At 70.2% G+C, this 15,947-nt stretch carries 14 protein-coding genes and 1 tRNA gene; 7 read left to right on the forward strand and 8 right to left on the reverse strand.

The window, feature by feature from the left end; translation table 11 throughout:
* The first annotated feature begins 42 nt into the window (after positions 1 to 42).
* Positions 43 to 1,353 (forward strand): aminotransferase class I/II-fold pyridoxal phosphate-dependent enzyme, encoded by a 1,311-nt coding sequence (locus tag IF12_RS0110875; RefSeq protein WP_030157938.1) that lies wholly within the window; start codon positions 43 to 45, stop codon positions 1,351 to 1,353.
* A gap of 81 nt (positions 1,354 to 1,434) precedes the next feature.
* Positions 1,435 to 2,718 (forward strand): MFS transporter, encoded by a 1,284-nt coding sequence (locus IF12_RS0110880; RefSeq protein WP_051704249.1) that lies wholly within the window; start codon positions 1,435 to 1,437, stop codon positions 2,716 to 2,718.
* Here IF12_RS0110880 and IF12_RS0110885 read toward each other — a convergent pair.
* The 7 genes from IF12_RS0110885 to IF12_RS24045 all read right to left on the reverse strand — a co-directional run bounded on the left by IF12_RS0110885 (position 2,715) and on the right by IF12_RS24045 (position 11,753).
* On the reverse strand, positions 2,715 to 3,482 hold the full coding sequence (locus IF12_RS0110885) for an SDR family oxidoreductase (RefSeq protein WP_030157942.1): 768 nt from the start codon (positions 3,480 to 3,482) through the stop codon (positions 2,715 to 2,717). The two genes, IF12_RS0110880 and IF12_RS0110885, sit on opposite strands and share 4 nt — an antisense overlap.
* Before the next feature lie 171 nt (positions 3,483 to 3,653).
* Entirely contained in the window at positions 3,654 to 5,414 is a 1,761-nt protein-coding gene (locus tag IF12_RS0110890; RefSeq protein WP_030157944.1) for an IucA/IucC family siderophore biosynthesis protein, read from the reverse strand.
* Entirely contained in the window at positions 5,411 to 6,001 is a 591-nt protein-coding gene (locus IF12_RS0110895; RefSeq protein WP_035748821.1) for a GNAT family N-acetyltransferase, read from the reverse strand. The genes IF12_RS0110890 and IF12_RS0110895 overlap by 4 nt, the downstream gene beginning before the upstream one ends.
* A 13-nt stretch (positions 6,002 to 6,014) precedes the next feature.
* Positions 6,015 to 7,292: a lysine N(6)-hydroxylase/L-ornithine N(5)-oxygenase family protein gene (locus IF12_RS0110900; RefSeq protein WP_030157948.1), complete on the reverse strand. Its 1,278-nt coding sequence runs from the start codon at positions 7,290 to 7,292 to the stop codon at positions 6,015 to 6,017.
* Complete coding sequence (locus IF12_RS0110905; protein WP_369807680.1) at positions 7,289 to 8,788, reverse strand: aspartate aminotransferase family protein; 1,500 nt, start codon at positions 8,786 to 8,788, stop codon at positions 7,289 to 7,291. The genes IF12_RS0110900 and IF12_RS0110905 overlap by 4 nt, the downstream gene beginning before the upstream one ends.
* Positions 8,789 to 9,134: 346 nt before the next feature.
* Entirely contained in the window at positions 9,135 to 10,907 is a 1,773-nt protein-coding gene (locus IF12_RS0110910) for a DUF885 family protein (RefSeq protein WP_051704251.1), read from the reverse strand.
* Positions 10,908 to 11,141: 234 nt separating this feature from the next.
* A complete protein-coding gene (locus IF12_RS24045) occupies positions 11,142 to 11,753 on the reverse strand; it encodes a hypothetical protein (RefSeq protein WP_133884379.1) in 612 nt (203 codons plus the stop codon).
* 151 nt (positions 11,754 to 11,904) lie between these two features.
* Here IF12_RS24045 and IF12_RS0110915 point away from each other — a divergent pair, with 151 nt between their 5' ends.
* From IF12_RS0110915 to IF12_RS0110930, 4 genes are all read left to right on the forward strand, one after another.
* Positions 11,905 to 12,759 carry a hypothetical protein gene (locus tag IF12_RS0110915; RefSeq protein ID WP_051704253.1) on the forward strand — a complete coding sequence of 285 codons (855 nt, stop codon included), beginning with the start codon at positions 11,905 to 11,907 and terminating at the stop codon, positions 12,757 to 12,759.
* Between the two features lie 14 nt (positions 12,760 to 12,773).
* On the forward strand, positions 12,774 to 13,349 hold the full coding sequence (locus tag IF12_RS0110920; protein ID WP_030157957.1) for an HD family hydrolase: 576 nt from the start codon (positions 12,774 to 12,776) through the stop codon (positions 13,347 to 13,349).
* Positions 13,350 to 13,492: 143 nt separating this feature from the next.
* Positions 13,493 to 13,930: a MarR family winged helix-turn-helix transcriptional regulator gene (locus IF12_RS0110925; RefSeq protein ID WP_030157960.1), complete on the forward strand. Its 438-nt coding sequence runs from the start codon at positions 13,493 to 13,495 to the stop codon at positions 13,928 to 13,930.
* Positions 13,931 to 13,981: 51 nt separating this feature from the next.
* The gene (locus tag IF12_RS0110930; RefSeq protein WP_030157962.1) at positions 13,982 to 15,190 is read left to right on the forward strand and encodes a 2,4-dienoyl-CoA reductase; all 1,209 of its coding nucleotides are present in this window, start codon (positions 13,982 to 13,984) and stop codon (positions 15,188 to 15,190) included.
* Positions 15,191 to 15,245: 55 nt separating this feature from the next.
* Here the strand turns inward: IF12_RS0110930 and IF12_RS0110935 are convergent.
* Positions 15,246 to 15,321: transfer RNA gene (locus IF12_RS0110935), tRNA-Asn, on the reverse strand.
* 256 nt (positions 15,322 to 15,577) lie between these two features.
* Between IF12_RS0110935 and IF12_RS22945 the strand changes: the two genes are divergently transcribed.
* Positions 15,578 to 15,910, forward strand: a complete 333-nt coding sequence (locus IF12_RS22945) for a hypothetical protein (protein ID WP_035748823.1) — start codon at positions 15,578 to 15,580, stop codon at positions 15,908 to 15,910.
* Positions 15,911 to 15,947: the final 37 nt, after the last annotated feature.

Consider the following 15,947-nt stretch of genomic DNA (forward strand, 5'->3'; position numbering starts at 1 on the left):
GGCTCCCATCGCCTGATTTTGTACTGGTACAATCGGCTCGTTATGTCGGTACAGTATCAGATCACCGGTTCGGCGGCAAACGAGATCGCCGCCAGCGTCGAGTCCGGCGTGCGCGCCGGACACCTCGCCCCCGGCCGCACCCTGCCCCCCGTCCGCAGGCTCGCCGCCGATCTCGGCGTCGCCCCGGGCACCGTCGCCGCCGCCTACCGCCGCCTGCGCGAACGCGGCGTCGTCGAGACCGGCGGCCGCGCCGGGACCTTCGTGCGCCAGCGCTCGGCCTTCACGCCCGCCGGGGAGCTCACCGTGCCCGACGGCATGGTCGACCTCGTCTCGGGCGAGCCCGACGTCGCGCTCCTGCCCGACCTCGACGCCCTCAAGCCCCGCGTCGACACCTCCCACGGCAACTACCGCGACGGCGGCCCCTGCCCGCACCTGCTCGACCTCGCCCGCGACCGCTTCGCCGCCGACGGCGTGCGCGGCGAGCTCACCGTCACCTCCGGCGCGCTCGACGCCTTCGAGCGCGGCCTCGCCGCCCGGATCGAACCCGGCGACACCGTCGCGGTCGAGGAGCCCACCTGGTCGAACGGGCGCGACCTGCTGCTCTCGGCGGGCTACCAGGTCACCCCGGTCGCCATCGACGGCGAGGGCCCGCTGCCGTCCGAACTGGACGCCGCCCTGGCCGCCGGGGCCCGCGCGTTCATCCTCACCTCGCGCGGCCAGAACCCCACGGGCGCGGCGGTGTCGGCCGAGCGCGCGGCCGCCCTCCGCGCGGTCGTGGCGAAGCACCCGGGCGTGCTCGTCATCGAGGACGACCACTGGGGCGAGCTGTCGCAGATCCCGCTGCACCCGGTCGCCGACGCGGCCGAGCACTGGATGTTCGTCCGCTCGGTCTCCAAGCCCTACGGGCCGATCCTGCGCTGCGCGCTCGTGGCCGCCGACGCGGACACGAAGGCCCGCGTCCAGGGCCGCATGGCCATGGGGCACGGCTGGGTCTCGTGCATCCTCCAGCACTTCGTGATCGCCGCCTGGACCGACGAGACCGTCGCCGCGCGCATCGGGCACGCCGGACGCGTCTACGCCGAACGCCAAGGGGCCCTTCGCGAAGCCCTGGCCGAGCGCGGGGTCGACGTGTGGGGGCGCTCGGGCCTGAACCTGTGGATCCCGGTCGCCGACGAGACCGCCGCGGTCGTGTCGCTGCGCGACGCCGGCTACGCCGTCGCCCCCGGCCGCGCGTTCTCCTTCCACGGCGACCAGGGCATCCGGATCAGCACCGCCCGGCTCGACCCCGCGCACGCCCCCGCGGTCGCCGAGGCCGTCGCCCGCGCTTCAGGACCGGCCGCACCGCCGGTCTGACGCCGCGGCGCCCCCGCACCCCGGGGCGCTCGCACGGCCGGACCGCACCCGATCCGGCCGACAACTCCAGAAAGGACCCCCGTGACCGAGACCGAACCCCCTGGCGCCGAACCGCGCACACCGCCGACGCTGCCGCTCGACACGACCGCCCTCCAGCGGCGCGTGCTGCGGACCCTGTTCTGCACCCAGATCCTCGGCGGCCTCGCCGTCGGCATCGGGATCGCCGTGGGCGCCCTCCTCATCGAGGACATGACCGGCTCCAGCACCTACGCCGGGCTCGCGCAGAGCCTCTTCGTCGGCGGCTCGGCGCTCGTCGTCGTGCCCGCCGTGCGCATCACCGAGCGCTACGGGCGCCGCGGCGGCCTCGCGTTCGGCTACGGCTGCGCCGTCCTCGGCACGCTCGTCGTCATCGCCGCGGTCCACCTCGACAACCCCCTGGTCGCCGTCGTCGGCTACTTCCTGCTCGGCTCGGCCTCCTTCGCCGGGCTCCAGTCCCGCTACGCCGCGGCCGACCTCGCGCCGGCGGCGCGGCGCGGCTCGCACCTGGCGATCGTCGTGTGGGCCACCACGATCGGCTCGGTCGTGGGCCCGTCGACGGCCGCGCTCGCCGAGCGGGCCTGGACCGGCTGGTTCGGCGGTCCGGCCTACGTCGGGTCCATGGCCGCCATCGGACTGCTGTGCCTGCTCACCGCCGCGATCATCGGGCTCGTGCTGCGCCCCGACCCGCTCCTGACCGCCCGCGAGATCAGCGGCGAGACCGACGCGCCCCGCCGCTCGATCGCCGACGGCTACCGCACCGCCAAGACCAACGCGGCCGTGCGCACCGGCGTCATCGCCGCCGCGCTCGGCCACTTCGTCATGGTCGGCGTCATGGCGATGACGGCCCTCCACATCAGACACGGCATGGCCGATCCGGAGCGGGCGCTCACCGTCGTCGGCCTCATCCTCGGGCTCCACATCGGCGCGATGTACGCCTTCGCGCCGGTCTTCGGGCGCCTCATCGACCGATACGGCGCCCGCCCGGTCCTCATGGCGGGCACCGCGACCCTCGTCGCCGCCTGCGTCGTCTCGGGGTCGGCCCCGGCCGACGACCACGTGCGGGTCTCCCTGGGCCTGGTCCTGCTCGGCCTCGGCTGGTCGGCGATGACCGTCGGCTCGGCCGCGCTCGTCACCGGCGCGGTCACCCCGGCGAACCGGCCGTCCACGCAGGGCTTCTCCGACCTCGTGATGGGCCTGTCCGCCATGGGCGCGGGGATCGCCTCGGGCCCCATCGTCGAGTACGCGAGCTACGGGATGCTGTGCGTGTGCTGCGCGGTCGTGGCGCTCCTGGTCTTCCCGTCCCTCATGGGCCGCAAGGCTTCCTAGTACCCGTAGGCGCTCGGGGCGTTCTGGCCGCCGTCGACCGGGACTACCGCGCCGTTGATCGCCTTCGCCTTGTCCGACAAGAGGAAGGCGATCACCTCTGCCACGTCCTTCGGGTCGAGCAGCGCCCGGTTCGGGAACTCCTCCAGGAACGTCTCGTAGCGCCCCGGGTCGGCCACGCGCAGCCGGTCCCAGTTGCGGTCGGGGATGAGCATCGAACCGGGAGCGACGGCGTTGACGCGCACGCCGCTGGGGCCCAGCTCGCGCCCGAGGATCGTCGCGGCGTGGTTGAGCGCGGCCTTCGTCGAGCCGTACGCGAGCCCGGGGGAGGGCTTGGTGCCCGAGATCGAGGAGACCAGGACCGCCGCGCCGCCGGTGCGCCGCAGTTGCGGCAGCGCCGACTTCAGGGCGGTCATCGCGCTGGTCACGTTGACGCCCAGCGTGTAGACCCAGTCGTCGGCCTCGGTGTCGGCCAGGCTCCGGCCGCGGGCGCCGCCGACGTTGGCGACCAGGCCCCCGAGGTCGCCCAGGCGCCGCCCGGCCTCGTGCACGAACTCGACGAGCACCTCGGCGTCGTTGACATCCAGGACCCGGGTGACGACGGCGACCTCATATTCGGCGCGGAGCTTCTCGGCGAACTCGTTCAAGGGCGCGGCGCCGCGGGCGCACAGCGCCAAGGGGACGCCCTCGGCGGCGAGGACGGCGGCGGTGGCCATACCCAGGCCGTGGCTGGCACCGGTGATGAGGACAGGGCTGTTCAAAGGCATGCTTCATGATGGCCTGTCGCGTCTCGCCCCGCCAGGCCCGTCGGGCCCGAAGGCGAGCGACGCGAAGGCGATCGGAAGACGCGGCGGTACGAGAGCCCTTGCGCCGCAGTCGTACCCGGGTCCGGTCGCGGGGCCGGCCCGTGCCGACCGGCCCCGCGGGCTCCGGTCGGCTCAGCGCCAGGGCGCGAGCGGATTGTCCAGCTCACCGGCGTAGATGAGGCTCTCCTCCTGGTTCTCGATGTCCACCATCTGCTGGTTGTTCTTGAGCTGCAAGCGGTTCAGACACGAGAGTTTGAAGCCGTCCTCGAACATCGGGAAGCGCGCGAACTCCTCGGCCAGCTCCGGGTGCGCCGCCTGATAGTCCTTCAGGGACTCGGCGGTCACGCGCCAGAACTCGTCCTCGTCGAGCATCCCGTCGAGGTGCAGGTTCGCTGCGAGGAACCGCAGGAAGCAGTCCACGACGTCCACGAGGATCGCCAGCGCCCGCACCTCGTCGGGCACCGGGCCCTGGATGCGCTTGACCGCCTCGGGGAGCTGCACGGCCGTGTCCATGATGGCGCACTCCTCGCCGATGTCCTTGAGGAAGACCCGTTCCACCGCGCCGTCCTTGAGGACGAGGATCACGTTCTCGCCGTGCGGCATGAACGCGAGCCCGTAGCGGTACAGGCAGTGCGCGAGCGGCACCAGGTAGGCGTCGAGGTAGCGCCGGAGCCAGTCCTCGGCGGGCATGCCGGAGCGGCGGATGAGCGCCGAGGCGAACGGCGTCCCGTCGGCGTCGACGTGCAGGAGCGAGGCCATGGTCGCGGCGTGCTCGCCCTTCGCCAGGCGCGGGACGGGGCTCTCGCGCCACAGGGCCGCGAGCATCTTCTTGTACGGGGAGCCCTTCGGCGCGCCGGTGGTGTAGGCGGGGTGGCGGTAGCCGACGGCGGCCCGCTCGCGCAGCACGGTGACGCCGTGGCGCTTGAGGGTCGGGTCGCCGTGGACGAGGTCGGCCACGTAGTCGCTGATGGCGGGGGTGACCTCCATGTACTCGGTGGACAGGCCCCGCATGAAGCCCATGTTGAGCACCGACAGGGAGGTCTTGACGTAGTCGGCGGCCGGGTCGCTGCGGTTGAAGAAGGTCCGGATCGACTGCTGCGCTTGGAATTCGTGGTCGCCCTCGCCGAGGGGCACGAGCCTTCCGGCGGCGATCTCGGGCGCGAAGGTCACCGCGATCTTGTTGCGCCACTGCCACGGGTGCACCGGGATCAGGTAGACATCCTCATAGGAGAGTCCCTGGTCGGTGAGCATGGAGGCGAAGTACTCGCGCGAGTCGGCGTCGAGCTGGGTCTCCAGGAGCCAGGTGAAGTCGAGTTCGGGCGAGGCGGCGAACATCGCGTGCTCGCGCTTGGCCGCCAGCCACATCAGGCGCACGCCCGAGCCGGTCTCGGGCGCGTAGGCCCGGTAGTCCTCGGCGGTGAAGCCGAGCCGCCCCGATCCGGCGACGAAGCACGGGTGCCCCCCGGTCATGGCCGCCTCGATCGCCTGGAAGCCGGCGTCGACGAGTTCGGCGGCGCTCGGCTGGTCGTCCCCGGCCTGGTAGGCGCCGCGGTTGACGGTGGCGGCGACCTCTTCGAGGTACACCGGCAGCACCGCGTCGCTCAGACCCAGTTCGCCCTTGAACGCCAGGAAGAACGCGGCCGCGTCGAGTTCGCGCTCGGCGCCGTCCGCGTCCTCGCGGACGATCGAGGCGGGGTCGACGGCCCAGTGGTCGAGCTTGAGCCGCACCGCCGCGAAGCGGTACCGCTCCCCTCGCGCGGTGAGCGCGTAGGCTTCGCCGTCCTTGACGGGCACCAGCAGCCGCTCGTGCGCGAATTCACCGATCGCCTTGGCCAGCAGGGCCCTGGTGGCCTGGTGCCACCGTTCGGGGGTCAGGTGGTCGATGGCGCTCACGCGGGGACTCCTCTCGCGGCGGACCGCTCGAAATCGATTCGGGTGCAGAAGCTCAGGAGCGCCTGCTTGTCCTTGAGGCGCACGGCCCGCTCGGGGCGGAAGCCGACGAACTCGTTGAGGCGGTGGATGGCCTCGTTGCCGATATCGGGTTCGACCACGACGCGGTTGGCGCCGAAGCCGTCGAACAGCAGCCGCATGACCGTCTCCATGACGCCCTTGGTGAACCCGGGGATCGGCTGGTCGCTGGGGGCGGTGAGCACGTGCATACCCACGTCGCCCTCGGCGGGGCTGTAGACCTCGGCGAGCTCGGAGCCGGCCGGGTCGTAGATCTCCACGAGGAACCGGGCGCGGTAGTGGTACAGGCCCATATAGGCGAAGTGGCCGGGGTTCATCTCGATGGCCTCGTGCTCGGCGAGCACGTCGGCGACCGAGGCGTCCTGCATCATCCAGTACTTGGCCTTCGGGTGCGTCACCCACTCGTGCAGCAGCGGCGAGTCGGTGGGCGGGTCGACCAGGCGCAGGCCGAAATCGCCGAGCCGGTCGTGCAGGTGGTAGAACGTGGCGGGTGCCTTCATGGCGGCGGTCATGCCTGTGCCCTTCTCACGACGGTGGTGCTCCGAACTCCTGGAAACCGATACGCTCCTCGACCGGGTAGACCTCCCGGCCGGTCATCGACCGGATGATCCAGGAGTTGCGGTGGGCGGCCATGCCGAGGTCGGGGGCGGTGAAGCCGTGGGTGGCGAGTTCGGCGTTCTGGACGAAGACCTCGCCGGCGCCGGCGGCGTCCACACTGTAGTCGCGGCGGGCCTCCAGGCGGCCGGTCGGGTCGAAGCGGAGGCGGTCGCGCACGGGATCGAGGAAGCGGGGGACACGGTAACTGTAGCCGGTCGCCAGCACCAGTCCCTCGGTGAGCAGGTCGAAGCTGCGGTCCTGCTCGTGCTGCCTGATCCCGAGGCGCACGCTGCCGCATCCGGCGGCCTTCTCGACCGTGCTGTTGGTGAACAGCCTGGTCGGGACGGTGCCGAGGCGGAACCGCTTCTCGTAGAGCACGTCGTAGATCTCGTTGATGAGCTCGGCGTTGATGCCCTTGTACAGGCCCTTGTGCGCCGCGTTGAGCTCGTCGCGGCGCTCGCGCGGCAGGCCGTGGAAGTAGTCCACGTACTCCGGGCTGGTCATCTCCAGGGTGAGCTTGGTGTACTCCAGCGGGAAGAACCTGGGGGAGCGGGTGACCCAGTTGAGCTCGTACCCGCCGGCGTCGATGTCGCCGAGGAGGTCCCGGTAGATCTCGGCGGCGCTCTGGCCGCTGCCGACCACGGTGATCGACCCGCAGGCCTTCAGGCGGTCGCGGTGCTCCAGGTACGAGGAGGCGTGGCAGACGGTGTCGGATTCGAGGTCGCGGCAGGCCGGGGGGATCCACGGGGGCGTGCCGGTGCCCAGGACGATCCGGCGGGCGCGGTCGACGCGTTCGCCGCCCGGTCCCTCCGAGCGCACGGCGTAGGCGCCGTCCTCCCATTCGACGGCGGTGACCTCGCGTTCGAAGCGCAGGTTCGTCATGCGTCCGGCGGCCCACCGGAGGTAGTCCTGGAACTCGGCGCGGAGCTGGAAGAACGACTCGCGGATGTAGAACGGGTAGATCCGGCCGTTCGCCTTGAGGTAGTTGAGGAACGAGAACTCGGAGGTCGGGTCGGCGAGGGTCGCGAGGTCGGCCATGAACGGCACCTGCATGGTGGTGCCCTCGATGAGCATCCCCGGGTGCCAGTCGACGTCCGCCTTGCGCTCCAGGAAGATCCCGTCGAGGTCCTCGATCGGGGCGGTGAGCGCGGCGAGGCCGAGGTTGAACGGCCCCAGGCCGATCCCGATGAAGTCGTGCACGCTCACGCGGCCTCCTGGACGCTCTTGCCGTGGCGGGCCAGCGCTTCGAGCACCGGCACGATGTCCGAGAGCCCCGTCTCGGGGTTGAGCAGCGTCAGTTTGAGCGCGATGCGCCCTTCGACGCGGGTCGCGGCGACCATGCCCTCGCCGGAGGCCGCGAGGGCCTCGCGGGCGCGGCGGTGGGTGTCGTCGTCGGCTCCGGCGAGGCGGAACAGCACTGTGGACAGTTGCGAGGGCGGTGCGGCGACCTCGAAGCGCGGGTCGGAGGCGATCCAGTCCCAGGTGCGGTCGGCGAGGTCGCAGACGCGGTCGAACATGGCGCCGACCGCTTCGGGTCCCAAGGTGCGCAAGGTCATCCAGAGTTTCAGCGCGTCGAAGCGCCGTGTGGTCTGGAGGCTCTTGTCGACCTGGTTCGGCGTGGCGGCCTCGGCCGGGTTGAGGTAGTCGGCGTGGTGGGTGACGTGCCGCAGCGAGGCGCGGTCGCGCACGAGGAGCGCCGAGGAGCTGACGGGCTGGAAGAAGGACTTGTGGTAGTCCACGGTGACCGAGTTCGCCGCCTCGATCCCGTTGAGCAGGCCCCGGTTCTCGGGCGAGACGAGCAGGCCGCAGCCGTAGGCGGCGTCGACGTGGAGCCAGACCCCGTGCGCGGCGGCGACTTCGGCGATCGGGCCGAGCGGGTCGATCGATCCGAAGTCGGTGGTCCCGGCGGTGGCGACCACCGCGGCGGCCACGAGGCCCTGCTCGCGGCAGGACTCGATCGCGGCGTCCAACGCGGCCGGGTTCATCCGGAACCAGTCGTCGGAGGGCACGGTGACCACGGCGTCCTCGCCGAGGCCGAGGAGCCTGGCGGCCTTGACGACCGAGAAGTGCGAGTGCGGGGAAGCGAAGATCCGCAGCCGCGGCAGCACTTCGACCCCGCGCAGCGGCGTGCCGGTCTCGACGCGGTGCTTGAGCAGGACGCCTTCGACCGCCTCCTCCCTCGCCAGCAGGAGCGCGTGCAGGTTCGACTGCGTCCCACCGGAGGTGAACACCCCGTCGGCGTCGGCGCCGAGCCCGATGCGCGCGGCCGTCCACTCGATGAGGTGCTGCTCGATGAAGGTGCCGCCGGCGCTCTGGTCCCAGGTGTCGACCGAGGTGTTGACGGCGGCGAGCACCGTCTCGGCGGCGACGGCCGGGAGCGCGACGGGGCAGTTGAGGTGCGCGAGGTAGCGCGGGTGGTGGAACCAGACGGCGTCGTTGAGGTACAGCTCGCCGACCTCGTCGAACGCGTCCTCGAAGGACTCCAGGGGCCGGTCGAGGTCCACGGCGGCGACGGCCGGTCCCAGGTCCGCCGGGGCGGCGCCGGTCCAGGGTCGTTCGACGGCGGCGAACCGTTCGGCGAGTCGTCCGGCGACGTCGGCGATGAGGCCGCGGTACGCGGCCGCCGAGTCGCGCCCCAGTAGAGCGGAGGGCTCTGACCGGTTGGGAGGCACGGGAGTCGGACGAAGATCGGCGCTGGTCAGCACGGGGGGTCCTTTCGCGGAGGGACTGTCGTGAGGGCCGGGGAACGTGTAGGTTAGCCTAACCTAAGTGACCCGAAGGCAATAGGGCTCGTCCCAAATGGTGATGTTCTCCACGAATACTTGCGCTGAAGGCACTGAATCGGCATTTGCCATGGATTGTCGGCGTCACCGAGTCCTCAGGGGACGCCGCGCCGCAGGCAGTCGGCGCATCCGGCGCTGCCGTGACCGGCGGCCGGGAAGAAGGTTGCGGCGGCGCCCGGGGGGAGCCACCGCCGCGTTCATATCGTGCAGGACTGTTGCGGCACTGTCTGTCGCCAATCTGACAACGCACGGTGGTCACGCCGGCTCAAGCCGCCGCGATCAATGCGATCACCTTGCAGCGCAAAAAGACCGGCGCCGGATCTGGAATCCGGCGCCGGTGCGGTTTCGCTCCCCGATCGGGTAACGAGGCCTCGGCTATCCACGCCTCCACGATCTCGGTCATGGTCGCCAGCGGAATCGAGCCGCTCGAGAGGATGCGGTCGTGGAAGTGCCGCAGGTCGAACGCGTCCCCGAGCTCCCGCTCGGCGCGCGTGCGCAGCTCCCCGATGTGCCTGCGCCCGATCATGTACGCCAAGGCCTGGCCCGGCCACGCGATGTACCGGTCGACCTCGTTGGCGATGTTCACTTCCGACAGAGCGGTGTTGTCGCGCATGTAGTCGATGGCGCGCTGCCGCGACCAGCCGAAGGCGTGCATCCCGGTGTCGACCACGAGGCGGCAGGCCCGCCAGGCGTCGAAGGAGACCATGCCGAGCCGCGCCAGATCGCCGCTGTAGAGCCCGATCTCGTCGCAGAGCCGCTCGGTGTACAGGCCCCAGCCCTCGCCGAACGCGGTGACGTAGCCGAACCGCCGGAACTGCGGCAGGTCTTCGAGGGTCTGGCCGAGGGCGAACTGGAGGTGGTGCCCGGGAACGCTCTCGTGGAAGGCGAGCGCCTCGTACTCGTACCGGGCCCGAGTCTCGGGCTCGTACGTGTTGACCCAGTGCGTGCCGGGCCGCGACCCGTCGGAGGCGGGGACGGTGTAATACGCGAGCGTGGAACCCTTGGCCGCGGCCTCGGGGATGACCTGGACGTCGCAGGGGGCGATGTCGTAGGGGAGGAACGCCGAAGGCAGAGCGGCCTCGGCCCGCTTGAGCGCCGAGGTGACATCGGCGAGGATCTCGTCCGCGCTCTCGTACCGAAGCGAAAGGTCGTTGCGAAGCCGATCGATGACCTCCGAAACCTCAGAAGTCCCCAAGGCCCGCAACCCGATCGAGGAGAACTCCCCGCGAAGCCGCTCGACCGCGTCGAGCCCGATCCGATGCACCGCTTCAGGACTCAGGTCCGTGGTGGTGAACTGCCGAGAGAGGGCCGCATAACCCTCAACGCCGCCGGGCACGTGGCACACCCCGACGTGCTCGTCATCGCGGGCCACGGGCAGGAACTCGGTCTCCAGAGCGGCCCGCCAGAGCGCGAGCGCGGGCCGGACCCGCTCGGCGACGAACGCAGTCGCCTGGGCCTTCCAGTCCGCGGCGTCGACGCCGGTCGGCTCGAGCGCGACGAGCGGGTCGGAGTCGACCTCGGTCGCCAGGTAGTCGTCGATCTGCTCGATGACGGCGAGGACCCCGTGCCGGGTCTGGTGGCGCCCTTCGGCACCGGCCTGCCGGTACCGCTCCAGGACCGTCTCGAAATAGCCTCCGAGCGAACCGAGCCGCACGAGGTAGTCCCGGCTGCGCTGCTCGGAGTCGAGCGTGACCCGAGGCAGCGCGGAGAGCATCGAGGAGACCGGCCCGCTGATGGTGTTGGAGAGCCCGACCTCCCCGAGCGCCGCCGTGATGCTCGCGGACTGGTCCTCCACAAGCCGCCCGAGCATCGAGAACGTGATCCGATCCTGCCCGACGAGCGCAGAGACATCGATGCCGTCAAGCCCGTCCCGAACCTCCGAGAGGTGCCCGAGCCGCACCGCATCCCCGTCCCGACTGGGATCGGGCAGCAGGTGGTCGTACCCGGGAATCCCATAAAAGGTCGCCGAGACCGGATTGTCGGCCAGGTGAAGATCGAAATACCGCTGCGCCAACGCAGCCAACTGAGGATCGCCCATGAGTTCCCTTCCGAAAGCGGTGCCCCGAACCCTAAACCCCCACCTAGCCGCCCGACAAGTAGCGGCTCGGAGGCGCGTGTCCGCAGCGCCGGGAGCCCGGTTGTGGGGGCGGGGCCGCCGCCCACCTCGGCGGCCCCGCTGAAGGGGAAGGTTCAGAGACGGCCTTCATCGGCCGCTCGAGCGAGAATCGCCTCGGCTTGGAGGCGCCAGTGCCGTTTGCGCTCGCCGGGGGTGCTAGGGCGTGTTTGGGAATCCCAGGCGGCCGTTATCCGGCCCATTTGCCCGCTCGCTTCGTTGTCGGCCTTCCCGATACAACACCGGTATCGGGAAGGCCTTCCGCGGACTCGGCGACGCTTGCGAGCCGTAAATGTGCACTGCGAGCGAACAAATGGACTCGGATACCGACTCACCGGGGAATCCCAAACACGCCCTAGACCAGCCGGGCCGGGTGACCATGGCGCAGACTCGGCCGTTGTCATGGAGGAGGTCCGCGATCGGGGTCAGGCATCCTTGGGCGTTGACCACGCTGAGGACCGAGTGCTCTTGCGCCGAAGCGCCTTCGACCGCGAACCGAAAGCCGTCGAGGTCGAAGGTGCCGACGACGCTGGGCGGCAGCACGGCCGGACGGGGCGGCTGTGCGCTCTCGGCGTGCCAGGCGGCGATGAGCGCGGCGATGTGGTTGCGTTGCTGCGTCTTCCATGCTCGGGTTTGATCCCGCCAAGGCGCCTCCCAGCGGACTTGGCGAAGGACGCCGCCCGCATGAAGCGCATAGCCGATCCGGATCGGTTTGCCGTTGTAGTCCAGCCAGATCGAAGCGGACCCGGTCTTGAGGCGCGTCTTGAGCATGAGCCGGTTCCCGCTGACGGTCTCCCACTCGCCGAGGACCCGAAAGTCGGTCTGATGGGTGATCGGCCGTCGGCAACTGTCGGTCGCGACCCTGGCCCAATTTCGGCGCATCAGTCGGTCACTGCTCCGACTCGGCGCAGACGCCGAACTGGTGGCTTTGCTCGCGGTCGCCGTCGAGGCCGATCTCATCGTGAGCGGCGCGTCAGCGCCGCTGGCAGCGAAGATCGAACATCATCCGCTCAGCGGCACTGTCATTGATCTTCGGGTCACAGAGCTGGTGGCTTGGGCGCTCACCGGCACCGCTCCTCGCTTCGTTGAGCGGTTGCAACCGGCGAAGCGGCGTGGACCGAGTCCCGACAAGCCGGAACTCGGCACGGCCGACCGCCGCCGCCTGCAATCGAACCTGCTCGAGTTGAGCGAATACCGGCCCAGGACGGAGGCGAGCGTCCTGCTGCGCAGGCAGGCGTGCTTTCCCGCGGGCCTCGCCGGGCTCGACGCGCCCGCCAAACTCTCGGCCCAGGCCTCTCGATATCTCGTCCGCAGCGAATCCTGGAGCCCTTCATGGGCCGATGCCCGGTCCTACGCGGTCTCCCGCGCCTACCGAGGCGACCCCGAGCCGCTTCGAACTTTCATCGCCAACACTCATTCGAGCGAGGACTGCGAGACGGCCGCGCTCAACTACACCGCTTACTGGGTCGGCGACCTGGCCGACAGGGAAGGCGATGACGGTTTCATGGTCCGTCGGGGCTTGCGGTGGCGCGGGGCCCGGATGTATCCGCATCTGGTCGAGCGTCTCGCGGCAGAGCATCCGCTCGTCGACCTCAACATCCACAACCTCTGGTTGCTGCTTCGATCGCAGCGCGGCCTCGTCATCGATGATCCGGCGACCTCGGCGCTTCTATCGGGGCGTATCGAAGCGTTGGCCGACAGCGGGCGGGTTTCCGAGCGCTCTCGGTCGGAACTACGCTCGATCGCCGATGGGCTTTCCGCTCTCGGAATTCGCTAGCGAAGGGGCATGACATGACCGAGCTCGCCGGGGTTGCCGGGTACTTGTTCGAGGCGGGGATGCTGAAGCGGGCTCGGCGTTCGGGGTGGTGGATCGCCGGCGTCCGCGATCCCGAGAGCATCGCCGAGCACAGTTGGCGGGCCGCGGTCACCGGCATGGTCATCGCCAGTCTCGAAGGCGCAGATCCGGCCCGGACCGCGATGCTGTGCGTCCTCCATGACACCCCCGAGACCCGCATCGGCGACATTCCGAAGATCGGGCGCGACTACCTCACCGCCGCCGATGCGCTGGATGTCGTAGCCGATCAGACCGCGGAATGCCTTGAGTCCCTTAGCGCGACGGTTCGCGACGCCATCGCCGAGTTCGAGTCGGGGAAGACTCCAGAGGCGATCTGCGCCAAAGACGCCGACAAGCTGGAATGCCTGATCCAGGCGGTGGAGTACGGCCATCAGGGCGTCATCACAGTCGGGCGCTGGATCGACAGCAGTCTCGCCGCGCTGAAGACCGACACCGCGCGGGGCCTCGCCCGTGAGGTCCTCGGAACCGAGCCTCTGGCCTGGGAACGAGCCCGTCGACAGCCCGAGGAGTGAGCGCCGAGATAGGACCGTCGAAGGTCGGGGAACATGAGCAGCCTCGCAGGAACAGCCAGGTATGCTGAGGTTCGAATCGTGTTCGAAGGTGCGGATGGGGCTGAGTCCGGTCGCCTGAAATCGCCCTGGTTCACAATGGGGGCATGGATGATCTGTTGGGTGTGGTGCGTGCCGTTCATGAGATCTCGATGATCACGAGCACGCGACTGGAGCCGGTGCTCAGCCGGCTGCGGCTCACGTACCAGACCGCTCAGGCGCTCTGGGCCATCGATCCCGAATCGCCCGCGCCGCCCATGCGGGTGATGGCGCAGCGTCTGCACTGCAACGCCTCCAACCTGACGTTCATCGCCAAGCAGCTCGAAGACCGCGGCTACGTCGAGCGGCGGCGCGACCCGCAGGACGGCCGGTCGAGCGTGCTCGCGCTGACCGCCGAAGGCGAGCGGGTCCGCGGCGAGGTCATCGAGGCCGCGCTGGCGATCACGCCGTTCGCCGCGTTGGCGCCTGCGCAGCTGCGGGCTCTTTCCGAGGTCCTGGCGAAGGTCGACGAGGTCGCCGAGCTCGACAGGCGGGCACAGGTTTAGTTCAAGACTTGTAGTACTCTTTCAAGTAGTTCAAGGCTTGAAGGAGTTTGCATGTCCGCACTCGACAACCCGCTGCCGCTGCGGAGCGGGAGCTCGATTCGAAACCGCATCGTCAAGGCCGCCATGGAAGAACAGCTCGCGGGACCCGGGCAGCAACCCGATGAGCGCCTGGAGCGGCTCTACCGGCGGTGGGGCAGGGGAGGAGCAGGACTCCTGCTCACCGGACACGTCATGGTCGACCGCCGGGCCGTCGCCCAGCCAGGCGATGTCGTGCTCGACGAGGCCAGCGACCTCGAACCGTTCCGGCGATGGGCCGCGGCCGCGGGCACCACGCCGGTGTGGATGCAGATCAACCACCCCGGCCGCCTGGTCCTGCGCGACACCGGCGCCCTCGCGCTGGCGCCCTCGGCCGTGCCGGTCGCCATCGGCTCGCTCTCGCGCCTCTACCCCGCGCCGACGCCGATGACGACCGGCGACATCCATGCGGTCATCGACCGGTTCGCGACCACCGCCCGACTCGCCCAGCGGGCCGGATTCCCCGGCGTCGAGATCCACGCCGCCCACGGCTACCTCGTCTCGCAGTTCCTCTCGCCCCTCGTCAACCGCCGCGACGACGAATGGGGCGGGTCGCTGCGGAACCGGGCGCGCCTGCTGCTGGCGATCATCGACGCCGTCCGCGACCGCACCGCACCCGGCTTCGGCATCGCGGTCAAGCTCAACTCCGCGGACTTCCAGCGCGGCGGCTTCGCGATCGACGACGCGCGCCACGTCGTCGAATGGCTCGGCGACACCGTCGACTTCGTGGAGCTCTCCGGCGGCAACATCGAGTCGCTGACCTCTTCAGAACGGACCCCCGACCACAGCACGCTGGCCCGCGAGGCCTACCTCATCGACCTCGCCGGCCGACTGGTCGATGCGACGCCCGTGCCGCTCATGCTCACCGGCGGCATCCGCCGCCGCGAGGCCGCCGAACGCGTCGTCAAGCGCGGCTTCGCCCTCGCCGGCGCCGCGACGGCCCTCGCACAACAACCCGAGGCCCCGAAACGGTGGCTCGCCGGTGACGACGCGCCGGTCCGGCCGCCGCGCTCGCTGATCCGCTCCAAGCCGATCCGGGCCGCAGCAGTGCAGGCCGCGATCACCGGAAGGCTCCAATCGATGGGAAGCGGCAAGGACACCCCGCCCCGCCCACCGGCCGTAGCCCTTGCAATCGACCGCTACCGGCGCTCGCGCCAACTCGCCCGCTTCCGCGCCGACCGGTGAGACGAGAAGAACCCCGGGGCGGTTTCGCGTGCCCGGGGTTCGGATATCTCTGGTGTGGCTCCCCAACTTGGACTCGAACCAAGAACCTGCCGATTAACAGTCGGCTGCTCTGCCAATTGAGCTATTGGGGAAGGGGTCCTAGCTCGGCTTCCGCCTTGCGAACCGGATACGACAGTACAGGACCGGCGCGGGCGCGCGCCACCGGGGTGGGTGTGGTCCGGGTCCGATCGCGCCCCGGGATTCGGTGGCTCGCGACGCGTTTCACGCATGGGCCCCGGGGGAACCCCCTCATGGGGCAGAATGGCCGCTGTATGCGGCAACGCACAGTGAACTGCACAGGTAAACCGAGGCAGCGTCCGGCCCAAGGGTCGGCCGGGGGAGGCAAGTATGCGGAAGTGGTATCTCGTAGCCGGGCTCGCGATCGGCTACGTCCTGGGGGCGAAGGCCGGGCGTGAACGCTACGACCAGATCGCCGACTACGCCAGGCGCGTGACCGGCAACGACAGGGTCCAGCAAGTGGCCTCGTCGGTGCGCACGCAGGGCGAGAAGGCCGCGAACGTGGCCCAGGACAAGATCAAGGGCACCAAGTTCGGGGACATCATCGAAAAGTTCACGGCCAGCGCCGATGAGCCTCCGAAGGCCGAGCCGTGGGACTCGGCCGGGGTCGCCACCCCGGTCCGCAGCGACCGCGCGCTCCGAGAGGACTCCGCCGGTTTCTGAATACCTTGACGTGAAGGCGGGCGAGGACTTCGGTCCT

Source organism: Glycomyces sp. NRRL B-16210 (assembly GCF_000719515.1).
Taxonomy (GTDB): domain Bacteria; phylum Actinomycetota; class Actinomycetes; order Mycobacteriales; family Micromonosporaceae; genus Glycomyces.